Below are 13107 nucleotides of genomic sequence, written 5' to 3'. Positions count from 1 at the left end.
AAAATTAATGCGCATGATCATGATGTTCATGATCATGCGTTTGATGATGCTGATCATGCCCATGGTCGTGATCTCCAACAAATAAGAAGCTTCCCAGTGCTATGGCAACTCCTGCTATCACAGCTATCATTTTCTTTTTATTGAATTTGTGATGGTCAATAGAGCCCGATTCAAAAAGTATAGTCGTGGATATGTGTAAGAAAATACCAATAACTACTGCCATGATTTTATCGAAATATTGTTGGATATTGCCCACTTCTCCTGCACTGATAGCTTTACTCAGTAAAAACCCAAAAGGGGTCATTGCCGCAAATAAAGCGAGCGTAATCAGGATGGTATTTTTCTTTACATGCGTACTGAGTAAAATACTTCCCAATGCAAATGCTGCTGGAATATGGTGAATGGATATCCCCAGTGCAAGCTCTGTTTGGTGCGTCGCAGCCAAGGGCATACCTTCGAGGAATGCATGAAGGCATAGACTGAACATAATACCGATTGGAAAACGATGGTTATGATGGTCGTGGTCATTGTCCGCATGGATATGGCCATGTTCGATCCCCTGGGAAAACTGTTCAAGAAAAAGCTGAAAAAGAAATCCAGCTAAGACATAGATACCCAATACTTCGGGTGAGGTATTGGTCGACTGATAAACATGGGGCATGAGGTGAAGTACAGTAATGGAGAATAAATAGGCTCCACTGAAAGAAAGGATCAGTTTAAGAAAATTAGTCCCTTTCTTTTGTACAAAAAATACGGCAATTCCACTTGCAAATGCAGGTACGAATAAAATTAAAATCAATAAAATTGAATTCATTATACTTGTTCAGTTTTAAAAAAGCTTGGTACAAATCGTTTGAATAAATAACCTGTTGCCAAACCAACCAAGATACCTAAAACGGCACCACAGAGAATATCAAAAGGGTAATGAACGCCAACATAAATTTGAGCGACTGAAATTAACGTCGCCCAGGCAATACAAAGCCAAAGCACATGTTTCCACCTTCTCCGAAAAAGAACAATCCAGAAGAACGCTAGGGAAAAATGATTGGCAGCATGCGAAGAAGTAAAGCTAAAGCCAGAGCCACAGCGCACCCGGATGTTAATATTTTCCTTAAACTCCACATCGTTGCAAGGTCGAATACGTTTGACAGTTTTTTTGATCAAATGAGAAGACAGACCATCGGAAATTCCAAAGGTGGCCAGGGTCACGGCAACAATGAGTATACCTGTTTTACCGTAGGTTTTAATGAAAAATATAACCAGAAACAAATACAAAGGTGCCCAGGTATATGGATTGCGCAATATAGGCAATAACCAATCAAACACCGGGTTACTCAAGCCTTGATTGATGGCTAGAAAAATCTCTTGATCGATGTGTATTAACTGTTGAATCATAAATGTTGCTGATGACAATGAAACTCCCAAACTTTAAAAACTCGTTTTTCAAAAGTAAAAATAATTTCATTGCAAAGAACTGTTTCTGTTAAAAACAACTTTGTTGCAACAAATATACGTTAAATATTTATTATTTATAATTTTAATTCGATATTTTATTGCCATTGTGCTAAATTTACGCGTTAATCAATTCAAAAGAAATGACTTTAATTAAATCAATATCAGGGATACGAGGTACGATAGGCGGGCGTGCTGGAGAAGCACTTACCCCCATAGATATCGTTAAGTTTACAGCAGCTTATGGCAAAATCATTGTCAAGCAGAGCGGTATCAAAAAAATTGTCATCGGTAGAGATGCGCGTGTTTCTGGTGAGATGGTCAGTAATCTGGTGATAGGTACCTTGCAGAGCATCGGTGTTGATGTGGTTGATCTGGGTCTATCCACGACTCCAACAGTAGAAATTGCTGTACCGATGGAAAAGGCAGCTGGCGGTATTATTTTGACTGCTTCACATAATCCTGGCCAATGGAATGCGCTAAAGTTATTGAATGCGAAGGGTGAATTCATTTCAGATGCCGAAGGACAGGAAGTATTGGCTCTTGGCGAGTCTTTGGACTTCGATTTTTCCGAAGTGGGGGAATTAGGACAGCTCCATAAAGACTATTCCTACATGCAGAAACATGTAGACGCTGTTTTGGCTTTGGAATATGTCGATAAAGAAGCCATTAAAGCCGCTAATTTTAAAGTCGCTTTAGATGCAGTCAATAGCAATGGCGGTACCTTTATCCCTGCGTTGTTGGATGCGCTGGGGGTACAGACCATTTATAAGATCCATTGTGAACCCAACGGCCAATTTCCGCATAACCCCGAACCGTTGAAAGAACATCTCACAGATTTGTCTGCAGCAGTGGTCGAGAACGAGGCTGATTTGGGGATTGCTGTGGATCCGGACGTCGATCGATTGGTCTTTATGATGGAAGACGGCGAATTATTCGGTGAAGAATATACACTAGTGGCCGTAGCAGACTACCTGTTGCAGCATAAAAAAGGAAATACCGTTTCTAATTTATCTTCTACACGTGCACTGCGTGATGTCACTAAAGCACATGGAGGTGAATATTATGCAGCGGCCGTGGGTGAAGTCAATGTGGTTACAAAGATGAAAGAAGTCGATGCGGTCATCGGCGGAGAGGGAAATGGTGGCGTAATTTATCCGGCATCTCACTATGGACGTGATGCGCTGGTCGGTGTAGCGATCTTCTTGACGCACTTGGCAAAACTTGGTAAAAAGGCATCAGAATACCGAGCTTCTTTACCGCAGTACTTTATGTCCAAAAATAAGATTACCCTGACGCCCGAATTAGATATTGACAATCTATTGGCGAAAATGCAGGAGAAATATAAAAATGAAGATCATTCCACCATTGATGGACTGAAAATAGACTTCGAAAATGAATGGGTGCACTTACGCAAATCGAATACCGAACCGATCATCCGCATCTATTCTGAGGGGCCGACGCCCGAAGCTGCTGAGCAGATCGCGCAGAAGATTATCAGTGAAATTGAAGAAATAATAAAATAAAAACAAAAAGCTGCATCTGCAGCTTTTTGTTTTAGGACTAAGTTGACGAATACAAAATAGGCCTAGATAGAAAGATGTTTTAGAATTTATGATTAGAAAAATCATTTTAAGTGTATGCTGTTTTCTTCATGTAGTGTTATTCGCCTTACCAACAAGCGCCCAGCAAACTGTAGAAGAAATCAATAGGGTGTTAGCGCAATGGCACAAGTCTTCAGGTGAGGTGAAGTATGGCCCATTTCTGAATGTGATTGCTTCCGATGGAATCATTATGGGGACTGATCAGAATGAAAGATGGGATAAAGCACATGCTGAAAAGTTCGCCAATCAATATTTCAATCCCAAGAATGCATGGACATACACGTATGACACTAGGCATATCAGTTTCAATGCAGATAGTACCATTGCTTGGTTTGACGAATCTTTTAAGATTAATACCAAGTCTTTTCGCGGTGTAGGGGTACTGAGCAAGATGGACAATGCGTGGAAGATCCGTCAATATAGTATGTCAGTTTTGGCGCCCTATTCGGATGTGAAAGCTGGAATAGGCGGAAAGGCTGGCCATAAAATTCATAGCAATCTCTTATTGGTGATGCTGCTCTTTTTCTTTATGGCCATGTTGTTTGTGCTGAGTCAACGCTTAAAGGTCTCTTATCCAATCTTATTAGTGATTGGTGGACTCGTGATTTCCTTGATTCCTGGTGTCCCAGTCATTAGTGTGGACCCTGATATTGTGTTTATGGTCTTTTTGCCCCCTTTACTTTTTGAAGCCGCCTGGTACACCAATTGGGGTAATTTTTTAAAGTGGCGCAGGTCTATTTTAATCATGGGCTTCGGTCTGGTTTTCTTCACATCCTTGGCCATTGCCTACTTTTCAGTGAGTATTATTCCCGGATTTACCCTAGCACTTGGCTTTTTGCTAGGCGGGATCATTTCGCCTCCCGATGCTGTTGCGGCGAGTTCAGTATTGAAAGGTATCAGTATTCCGAAACGAGGAATAGCGATATTGGAAGGAGAAAGCCTGGTCAATGATGCTGCCTCACTTACTGTGTTTCGATTTGCATCGATTGCAATTCTTACTGGCCAGTTTGTAATGACCAATGCGGCGACGCAATTTCTTGTATTATCGGTGATGGGCGTTGTGGTTGGCCTGGTGATCGGCCACATCCTCTATGTCTTCTTAAGGTATGTGGCGAAATCATCCAGCATATCAACACCTATTACGCTCATCGCACCCTACTTAATGTATATTGTCGCAGAACATTTTGAATGGTCGGGCGTTTTGGCTGTGGTAAGTGGTGGATTGTTTCTCTCCTTTCGGGCAGGGGATTATCTCAACTATCATACCCGTATTCAAACGAAAGAAGTATGGGCAACGGTAGGTTTTCTCTTAAATGGATTCGTCTTTATTTTGATTGGGCTTGAGTTACCCGTTATCATTAATGGATTGGGCGAATATTCGATGGCGGAGGCCATTAATTATGCGCTGGCGATCGCCGTGATCGTCATTATTTTGCGATTGATTGCAGTCTATCTTTCGGCTTTTGTTCCTAGAATATTATTTAAGCGGATTCGGGTAAAGGAAAAAAGCCCGGGATGGAAACTGCCCTTGGTTATTGGCTGGGCAGGAATGAGAGGGGTGGTTTCGTTGGCATCAGCATTAGCGATTCCGTTGACTTTATATGATGGCACAGCTTTCCCACACCGTAATCTGATTTTGTTTATTACGTTTGTCGTTATTTTGGTGACGCTTGTCTTTCAGGGGCTAACATTACCCTTTTTAATTAAGCTGATAAAGATGGAAGATGTCGACGAGCAAGTTTCCATGGAAGAGCAGATTGATGAGATCCGCTTACGCCTTGGTAAAGAATCTATTGCCTATTTGGATAAGCACTATGCACAGGAAATGTTGGAGTATGAGACCATCGCCCGGGTGAAAGAGCAGATCATCCGAAGTGTAAATGCTTCCGAGCGTGCAAAAGAAGAAGATACACGTGCACAGCTTTCGGCAGTGAGAGGACTGTATAATAAAATAATGTTGGAACTTCTGGCCTTACGTCGAGATGGATTGTATAAGATCAAAGAAAGTAAGGCTTACGATAGCGATGTCATTAGAGAAATGGAGTATTCTCTAGATCTGGAAGAATCGCGTTTGTCGCGTAAATAATCGGTATTAATACCATATCACGGGCTTATGCCCGATAAGGGCAAGATCATGATGTGGCGAGCAATAGCGAAGTTAACTTACAATGTTAACTTCGCTATTTTTCCTTTATCTCCGGCCAGATATATGGCGCTGCCTTTTTTGGCTTTTTGAACCGCATTGAAGCTTTCCTTTCCGATCGCTATCCAGTTTTTACCACCGTCATTCGACAAGTCTGTGCCCGAAGTACCCGTGCTGATGAGTTGTTTTTTGGAGCGGTAAACAACAGCGGATTTAAATCCAGCGGGCGCTGTGTGTGGTGCAAACCAAGTTTTACCACCATCTTTGGTCAGAAAGCTGTTTTTCTCCTTGTTTGTGTCGTCTTTGTAATCTCCGCCAACGACAATTCCAGTCGTTGATGAATAGAAAGCAATAGAAAAGGGGCCGGTGCTATTTTTTCCCTGCAGGATAGGGCAGCTGTAACGTACCCATGTATTTCCCTGGTCTTCGCTGCGATAGATATTGGAAACTGTTCCCCCAGTGGCAATCCAGTATGTTCCTGTGTTGTTGCAGTATATGGATGTCCCGCTAGCAGCAAAACCAGCTTCTCCACCAGTTATTGAAAAGGGCATATTTGCTGTGATATCTTTCCATGACTCTCCGAAATCGACACTTTTTAATAGCGGCATTTTACCTTGAATGGCATCGCCGAAAGCAATACCCACACCTGCTGATGTAAATGCAATACCGTCATAAAATATTTCTGGTCGCTTGTCACTGAAAACCTCCTTCCAGCTTCGCCCGCCGTCGCGGGTACGTAAGATGATGGCTGGTGAACCCGCAGAAATAACGATGGCTTCATTTTCATCAAACGCTTCAATATCCCTAAAATCTGTTTTTTCATAGCCAATTGGGTTGACCCACTGCCAGTTTTTTCCAGCATCGGTGCTGAGTCCAACGGTTCCATTGCTACCGCTCACCCATACGGTCTCATCATCGACCACACTAAGCCCTCTGTAGCTACTGTTGCGCTCCTGATTGACCAAACTAAGGTTTGCCTGTTGAGCAATTAGCGGTTTTAGCCAGAAGGCTTGAATAATAAAGACCAGAAATAAAGGTTTCATGCTTAAATATTTATTTAAACAAATCTACTCGTCTTTTCGATACTTTCCTTTGTTTTTTTAAGATTGTTTTACGGAGCTGCAGAAAGCCAACGGTCATTTTTCGGCGTGATTTGAAATAAGGAATACTTAAAACGACCAATAAAGCAATGCAGGCTGATGTGCCCAGTGCGCCACCATACCCGGCAAAAAACTTGCTCGTGTGGAGCAGGATCGTCGTAAAGATAATGCCGGCAAGGGCCAAACCGAAATAGGTTGATAACTGGCTTTTGGATACCATGCCTATAAATGAGGCCCCAATAAAAACCGGAGGAATATATTGAGCCAGATAAGGCGTGACAGTTTGCGGGAAAAAATGAAGAAAGCCGGCGACAAGCAATGTCAGCAATGCCGAGGAACGTACCGCACCTTGATTAAATTTGGTATTGACGTAGTAGGTGGCCGTGCTCGCGATAACACCAACTAGGTATAAAATGAATGTTTCCATATTACTTAAAAATGTACAACAGTAGGTAGGTCAGCGAAACACCGAGAAAAGCCAATGTACCCAGCTTGCCACCGACCCCATTTAACAGGCTTTTCGATACAATCAGAAAGATCGCAGTAAAAATGCTGGCGGCTAGAACAAAGGAGAAGCCATGAGCGACCTGGGCATTGGACATGCCTACAAACGCACCGCAATAAATTGCCGCCGGAAGATGAGGGAGATACGTTGAATCTTTATTGATATTGGGTATGAAGGAGCCCAGTGTACCTGTGAGTGCAGCACCCAAGACCGGACCTAACCCAAATGTATGATTGAAATAATAGGAAATAATCGCTCCGACAGGAACCCAAACGGCAATTCGGATGGACTCATATTCATGTTTATGATGATGAATCGGCGAACGAAGGTAACTGTATAAAATAAGTAAGGAGAGTAGACCTATAAAGGCCAGTATAAGATAAGAATTTCTATTTTCTACAAAGATGGCCAATAAAAAAAGGGCCTGAATGACAAATAATAAGCAGATGCTTGCTGTCCTAAATCTGTGCCGGGCTTGCATTTAAAAAAATTTAGGCAAAGGTAGGGATTATTTGTCTATTCTATGGGTAGATTTTCTTTTTATCAATACAGGATCAAGAACAATTTGCTCGATCATGTCATAAGGACTTTTTTGTTTGACCATTTTCAAAAATAACTTTGCACATTCTTCGCCCATTTTGTTGGCCTGTTGGTCTATACTGGATAGTGTGGGGGTAATGAAGGAGGAAAAGGTTTGGTTTGCAAAACCGATAACACCCGTTGCTGGGATATCAATATGGGCAGCTTTTAAGGCTTGGATAATCCCTACAGCTGTAAAGTCATCGCCTCCAATGAAGGCATCCGGTTGGATGGCAGATTGTAGAATCTGTTCCGTGCCTTTAATACCGGCTTCAATAGATAAGTCGCCGCGGATAATAAAATCTTCGCGCGGTGAAATGTGCGCATCCTTTAACGCGGCTTCGAAACCGAGGAACCGATCCCGGAAAATTGCGATCTCTTTGTCTGTTGTAATAAATGCTATGTTTTTGTATCCCTCTTCGAGTAGATGCTGTGTTGCAAGATAACCCGCTTTATAATCGTCGAGTTTTACCACGGGTGCAGGAATATTTTTGTGGGTACGGTCAAAGATAACAAGGCATTTGCGCTGATTGATCACTTCTTGAAAGTGCTGTGTTTCTTGAGTTTCCAGAGACAAAGACGCGATGATACCAGCTACTTGCGCTTCCAGTAAAGTTTTTACGCCATTGACCTCGTCGGCAAACGATTCATTCGATTGATAGAGCAATAAACTATAGTTGTGTTTCTTTAATTCTTTTTCAATGCTGTGTACGGCTTCCGCAAAAAAATGAATTTGCATGGTTGGTACAATGACACCGATGGTATTGGACTTGCCCGAAGAAAGGGATGAGGCCAGCTTATTGACACTATAATTTAATTCCTTTGCCTTTTCCAGCACTATTTTTCGTGTGGACTCACTGATCGTAGGCACATTGTTCAATGCACGGGATACAGTAGAGACTGTTACTCCTAGCTCACGGGCGATATCGTAAATGGTTGTTTTTTTATTCACGCTCCAAAGTAAATAATTTTATTTAATATTTTGAATATTCAGAAACATGTCCTACTTTTATGCAACCGGTTGCAAGATAGGGGCCGCCGTTGTTTTTTATAACCAATTAGAATTAATTACCATGTATTTGTTAGGTATAGATGTAGGTACTTCTTCTGTGAAAGTTTCAATTGTTGAAGCTTCTTCGCAACGCAAGGTGTGCTCGGTGCAATATCCCGATGTAGAAGCTCCAATAATTACTGTAGAACCCAATTGGGCTGAACAAAATCCGCTCGACTGGTGGGATTATTTTAAACAGGCTTTATTGAAAGCCAATGCGCTGGGACTTTACGATCCTAAAGCAATTTCGGCCATTGGAATTGCTTACCAGATGCACGGATTGGTTGTCGTTGATAAGGAGCAGCAGGTGCTACGCAATGCAATTATCTGGTGCGACAGCAGGGCTGTTGAATTGGGTAATATCGCTTTTGAAGAAATCGGACGGTCTTTTAATTTAAGCCATCATTTGAATTCTCCAGGTAATTTTACGGCGTCTAAGTTGGCCTGGGTCAAAGCAAATGAGCCTGCGGTTTATGAAAAGATAGACAAGATTATGTTGCCGGGAGATTTTATAGCGATGAAGCTGTCGGGACAAGTGACAACCTCCATATCCGCGCTTTCGGAAGGTATATTCTGGGATTTTAAAGATAATGCGTTGTCGCGCACAATAATGGACTATTATGGTTTTGATGATCATCTTATTCCAGAGATCTTACCTGTCTTTTCAACACATGGTCAGATTAAAGCTACTGTGGCCGAGGAACTCGGACTGTCTGCTGCTGTGACCATCAATTATAAAGCCGGTGATCAACCTAATAATGCACTTTCACTCAATGTCCTACAGCCTGGAGAAGTTGCTGCGACCGCAGGCACTTCCGGTGTGATCTATGGGGTCAGCGACCAGCTAATCGCTGACCGCGAATCACGCGTAAATACATTTGCGCACGTGAATTATGGCGAGGACGATATCCGAACAGGGGTATTGCTCTGTATCAACGGAACAGGTATTATGAACAGTTGGGGCAGAAAGATGCTAGGAAGTGATCTATCGTATGAACAGATCAATGCGATGGCCGGAGCTTCACCTATCGGCAGCAAAGGACTACAGGTTATCCCATTTGGCAATGGTGCCGAACGCATGCTCAATAACCAAACCGTTGGCGCTTCAATTTCAGCGATAGACCTGAACAGACATGAGACCAGCGATATCTTGCGCGCTATACAAGAAGGAATTGCCTACGCCTTTCGCTACGGCCTTGATATCATGCGCGAGAACAATTTGTATCCAAATATGATTCGTGCAGGTTATGCCAATTTGTTTTTGAGCTCTGTTTTCAGAGAGTCATTTGTGGGGGCCACAAACGTTCCTGTAGAGATTTTCAATCACGATGGAAGTATAGGAGCCGCCCTCGGAGCAGGAATAGGAAGTGGGTATTATGCAGATTTTAAAGAAGCCTTTCGCTCTTTGAAGCCTGTATATACCGTGGAACCGCAGTTTGTAGCGCAATATGAAGAGCATTATCAACAATGGAAAGAATTATTAAACAAACAAATAAATAGCAATTAAGATGAATGTTATCAAAGGGAAAAAAGAATTTTTCAAAGGCGTAGGCCAAATTCAATTCGAAGGGAAAGACAGCACAAATCCATTGGCTTTCCGTTATTACAACCCTAAGCAACTTGTTGGGGGAAAGACGATGGAAGAGTATTTTAAATTTGCCTGTTCGTACTGGCATTCGTTCAACGGTAATGGATCTGATCCATTTGGCGGACCGACACATCAATTTCCATGGGATGAAAGCAGCGACGTAATTACCAGAGCAAAAGATAAAATGGATGCGGCATTCGAATTTATCAGTAAAATTAATATACCTTATTACTGCTTCCACGACGTTGATTTAGTGGATTATTCGGATAATGTGGTTGAAAATGAAAAACGCCTGTCCACTATTGTTGATTATGCAAAGGAGAAACAACAGGAAAGCGGTATCAAATTGCTTTGGGGAACAGCCAACCTTTTTAGCCATAAGCGCTATATGAATGGGGCGGCGACTAATCCTGATTTTCATGTTCTAGCACATGGTGGCGCTCAGGTTAAGGCAGCATTGGATGCAACAATTGCCCTCGGCGGTGAAAACTATGTGTTCTGGGGCGGAAGAGAGGGCTATATGAGTCTTTTAAATACCAATATGAAACGCGAGCAGGAGCACCTTGCACAATTTTTGCATATGGCCAAAGATTATGCCCGCAAAAACGGCTTTAAAGGAACTTTCTTTATCGAACCCAAACCGTGTGAACCGACAAAACATCAGTACGATTACGATGCGGCTACCGTACTTGGCTTCTTGCGTCAGTATAATCTTTTGGACGATTTTAAATTAAATTTAGAAGTCAACCACGCGACATTGGCCGGACATACCTTTCAGCATGAGTTGCAGGTCGCAGTAGATGCGGGCAAATTGGGGTCCATTGATGCCAACCGTGGCGATTATCAAAACGGGTGGGATACAGATCAATTTCCAAACGATATCAATGAATTGACCGAAGCGATGTTGATTATTTTAGAGGGTGGCGGACTCCAAGGTGGAGGTGTGAATTTTGATGCCAAGATACGCCGCAACTCGACAGATCCTGAAGATTTGTTTTATGCTCATATCGGTGGGATGGATATTTTTGCCCGCGCATTGCTTACAGCAGATCGTATCCTGCAAGACTCGGAATACAAAAAAATACGGGCAGAGCGTTATGCCTCTTTTGATACCGGCCATGGCGCATCATTTGAAGGACAGGCATTGACATTGGAGAACTTAAGAGATTTAGCCGTAGAATTGGGAGAACCAAAAACGATTAGTGGTAAGCAGGAGTATTTAGAAAATTTGATCAACAGATATATATAGTTCTAAAAATATTTCTATATTAGGCGATCGAATTAAACCAATTACCATTACATGAATAATTATTTAAGCACAAAAGATTACATCGTTTTCCTGATCTACTTTGTCATTGTAGCCGGTTACGGATTATGGGTGTATTATCGCAAGAAATCTGAATCTGTAGGATCTAAAGATTATTTTCTGGCTGAGGGGTCATTGACCTGGTGGGCTATTGGAGCATCACTGATTGCATCCAATATATCTGCCGAGCAATTTATCGGTATGAGCGGTTCCGGATTTAAGATGGGATTGGCTATTGCGACGTATGAGTGGATGGCTGCCATCACGCTGATTGTTGTTGCCGTATTTTTTATACCGGTATATCTAAAGAACAAAATTTTTACGATGCCACAGTTTCTCCATAAACGTTATAATGGAACTGTTGCGATGATTATGGCCGTCTTCTGGTTACTGTTGTATGTGGTCGTCAATTTGACTTCTATCCTTTATTTGGGAGCAATTGCAGTAAGCAGTATCTCGGGTATCAGTCTTGAAGCGTGTATGTATGCCATAGCAATTTTTGCGGTTATCATTACCTTAGGTGGTATGAAGGTGATTGGCTACACGGATATTATTCAAGTTTTCTTTTTGGTATTGGGAGGTTTGGCGACGACTTATCTCGCCTTGAACCTTGTTTCGGAACATTATGGCGGATCAGGCGTATTGGAAGGTTATCACCTGATGACCGAAAAGGCTTCTGACCACTTCCATATGATTCTTGATCGTAAAAATGAAAATTATCTCGATTTGCCAGGCTTAACCGTCTTAATCGGAGGCATGTGGATCGTTAATCTCAATTACTGGGGATGTAATCAATACATTACGCAGCGCGCGTTGGGGGCAGATCTTAAAACTGCCCGAAACGGAATTCTGTTTGCAGCATTTTTAAAGTTATTGATGCCTATTATTGTTGTATTGCCGGGTATTGCAGCCTACGTAATGTGGAAAGATGGCTTGTTTCAAAATGAAATGATGCAACATGGAGAGGTCAATCCGGATCATGCGTATCCTGTTTTGTTGAATTTGTTGCCTGCCGGTCTGAAAGGACTGTCTTTCGCTGCATTGACAGCTGCGGTGGTCGCTTCTTTGGCAGGTAAGGCAAACAGTATTGCAACAATCTTCTCCCTGGATATTTATAAGAAAGTATTCAATACCGAAGCATCTGATAAGAAATTGGTCAATATTGGTAAATTAACTGTCGTTGTTGCCATGATTTTGGGTGTGCTGATTGCCCCGCATCTGGGGATAGATAAAAAAGGTGGATTTCAATACATTCAAGAGTACACGGGGTTTGTCTCTCCAGGGATTTTCGCTATGTTCATCTTGGGATTCTTTTGGAAAAAAGCGACTTCCAATGCCGCTTTATTCGCGACAATTGGTGGATTTATTTTTTCCATTATCTTCAAGAAATTGCCGGATTGGGTCGACCTTTCTTTCTTGTCATCGACAGGTTTCTCCGTTCCGAATCCGACAACAGGAATTTACGAGATTCCATTTTTGGATCGTATGGGATTTGTCTTCATTATCTGTATTATCGGTATGATTCTTATTAGTATCATCGACAATAAGCGTGGTGTAGTACCCGCTGGATTGGAGATTGATACCACCATGTTTAAACCGCACAGAGCGTTCTTGGTCATTGCATTGATTGTAGCCTTATTAGTTACAGCATTGTATTCCATTTATTGGTAAACCAATAGAAATTAAGATAGTTAAAACTCCTGTCAGCCTCGGTTGACAGGAGTTTTTTGTTTGTCCTAAAAATCCCTATCTTGCTTTTACTAAAAACGCTTGCTTAAC

11 protein-coding genes are annotated in these 13107 nt (G+C 42.1%); 5 read left to right on the top strand and 6 right to left on the bottom strand.

The features are described from left to right. Positions 1 to 4: 4 nt before the first annotated feature. Both J2X77_RS11010 and J2X77_RS11005 read right to left on the bottom strand, forming a co-directional pair. Complete coding sequence (locus J2X77_RS11010) at positions 5 to 814, bottom strand: ZIP family metal transporter (protein WP_209577869.1); 810 nt, start codon at positions 812 to 814, stop codon at positions 5 to 7. Next, positions 814 to 1395 (bottom strand): phosphatase PAP2 family protein, encoded by a 582-nt coding sequence (locus tag J2X77_RS11005; protein ID WP_209577870.1) that lies wholly within the window; start codon positions 1393 to 1395, stop codon positions 814 to 816. The genes J2X77_RS11010 and J2X77_RS11005 overlap by 1 nt, the downstream gene beginning before the upstream one ends. 200 nt (positions 1396 to 1595) lie before the next feature. Between J2X77_RS11005 and glmM the strand changes: the two genes are divergently transcribed. Together glmM and J2X77_RS10995 are read left to right on the top strand one after the other, a co-directional pair. Beyond that, complete coding sequence (gene glmM / locus J2X77_RS11000; RefSeq protein ID WP_209577871.1) at positions 1596 to 2978, top strand: phosphoglucosamine mutase; 1383 nt, start codon at positions 1596 to 1598, stop codon at positions 2976 to 2978. A gap of 88 nt (positions 2979 to 3066) precedes the next feature. Next, positions 3067 to 5142: a Na+/H+ antiporter gene (locus tag J2X77_RS10995; protein ID WP_209577872.1), complete on the top strand. Its 2076-nt coding sequence runs from the start codon at positions 3067 to 3069 to the stop codon at positions 5140 to 5142. Positions 5143 to 5219: 77 nt separating this feature from the next. On the opposite strand, the gene J2X77_RS10990 is transcribed toward J2X77_RS10995, so the two are convergent. Genes J2X77_RS10990 through J2X77_RS10975 form a run of 4 tightly spaced genes read right to left on the bottom strand, consistent with a single transcriptional unit; the run spans position 5220 to position 8335 of the window. Beyond that, positions 5220 to 6242 (bottom strand): oxidoreductase, encoded by a 1023-nt coding sequence (locus J2X77_RS10990; protein ID WP_209577873.1) that lies wholly within the window; start codon positions 6240 to 6242, stop codon positions 5220 to 5222. A gap of 10 nt (positions 6243 to 6252) precedes the next feature. Beyond that, complete coding sequence (locus J2X77_RS10985; protein WP_209577874.1) at positions 6253 to 6726, bottom strand: hypothetical protein; 474 nt, start codon at positions 6724 to 6726, stop codon at positions 6253 to 6255. A 1-nt stretch (position 6727) separates the two neighbouring features. Beyond that, positions 6728 to 7285 (bottom strand): hypothetical protein, encoded by a 558-nt coding sequence (locus J2X77_RS10980; protein WP_209577875.1) that lies wholly within the window; start codon positions 7283 to 7285, stop codon positions 6728 to 6730. A 27-nt stretch (positions 7286 to 7312) separates the two neighbouring features. Beyond that, entirely contained in the window at positions 7313 to 8335 is a 1023-nt protein-coding gene (locus tag J2X77_RS10975) for a LacI family DNA-binding transcriptional regulator (RefSeq protein ID WP_209577876.1), read from the bottom strand. Between the two features lie 121 nt (positions 8336 to 8456). Here J2X77_RS10975 and J2X77_RS10970 point away from each other — a divergent pair, with 121 nt between their 5' ends. The 3 genes from J2X77_RS10970 to J2X77_RS10960 are packed head-to-tail and all read left to right on the top strand — an operon-like array spanning position 8457 to position 12999. Then, positions 8457 to 9941 (top strand): xylulokinase, encoded by a 1485-nt coding sequence (locus tag J2X77_RS10970; protein WP_209578073.1) that lies wholly within the window; start codon positions 8457 to 8459, stop codon positions 9939 to 9941. A 1-nt stretch (position 9942) separates the two neighbouring features. Beyond that, complete coding sequence (gene xylA, locus J2X77_RS10965; RefSeq protein WP_209577877.1) at positions 9943 to 11271, top strand: xylose isomerase; 1329 nt, start codon at positions 9943 to 9945, stop codon at positions 11269 to 11271. Positions 11272 to 11322: 51 nt separating this feature from the next. Continuing rightward, entirely contained in the window at positions 11323 to 12999 is a 1677-nt protein-coding gene (locus J2X77_RS10960) for a sodium/sugar symporter (RefSeq protein ID WP_209577878.1), read from the top strand. The last annotated feature ends 108 nt before the right edge of the window (positions 13000 to 13107 follow it).

The organism is Sphingobacterium sp. 2149, assembly GCF_031455655.1.
In the GTDB taxonomy this organism is placed as follows: domain Bacteria; phylum Bacteroidota; class Bacteroidia; order Sphingobacteriales; family Sphingobacteriaceae; genus Sphingobacterium.
The sequence above is the reverse complement of the archived record's forward strand: the minus strand, read 5'-3'. Positions and strand labels throughout refer to the sequence as shown.

What these genes read in the sequence shown, in the direction of transcription:
- glmM (WP_209577871.1), top strand. Translation starts at nt 1,596, where the DNA reads ATGACTTTAATTAAATCAATATCAGGGATACGAGGTACGATAGGCGGG.
- J2X77_RS10980 (WP_209577875.1), bottom strand. Translation starts at nt 7,285, where the DNA reads ATGCAAGCCCGGCACAGATTTAGGACAGCAAGCATCTGCTTATTATTT.
- J2X77_RS11005 (WP_209577870.1), bottom strand. Translation starts at nt 1,395, where the DNA reads ATGATTCAACAGTTAATACACATCGATCAAGAGATTTTTCTAGCCATC.
- J2X77_RS10995 (WP_209577872.1), top strand. Translation starts at nt 3,067, where the DNA reads ATGATTAGAAAAATCATTTTAAGTGTATGCTGTTTTCTTCATGTAGTG.
- xylA (WP_209577877.1), top strand. Translation starts at nt 9,943, where the DNA reads ATGAATGTTATCAAAGGGAAAAAAGAATTTTTCAAAGGCGTAGGCCAA.
- J2X77_RS10985 (WP_209577874.1), bottom strand. Translation starts at nt 6,726, where the DNA reads ATGGAAACATTCATTTTATACCTAGTTGGTGTTATCGCGAGCACGGCC.
- J2X77_RS10990 (WP_209577873.1), bottom strand. Translation starts at nt 6,242, where the DNA reads ATGAAACCTTTATTTCTGGTCTTTATTATTCAAGCCTTCTGGCTAAAA.
- J2X77_RS11010 (WP_209577869.1), bottom strand. Translation starts at nt 814, where the DNA reads ATGAATTCAATTTTATTGATTTTAATTTTATTCGTACCTGCATTTGCA.
- J2X77_RS10960 (WP_209577878.1), top strand. Translation starts at nt 11,323, where the DNA reads ATGAATAATTATTTAAGCACAAAAGATTACATCGTTTTCCTGATCTAC.
- J2X77_RS10970 (WP_209578073.1), top strand. Translation starts at nt 8,457, where the DNA reads ATGTATTTGTTAGGTATAGATGTAGGTACTTCTTCTGTGAAAGTTTCA.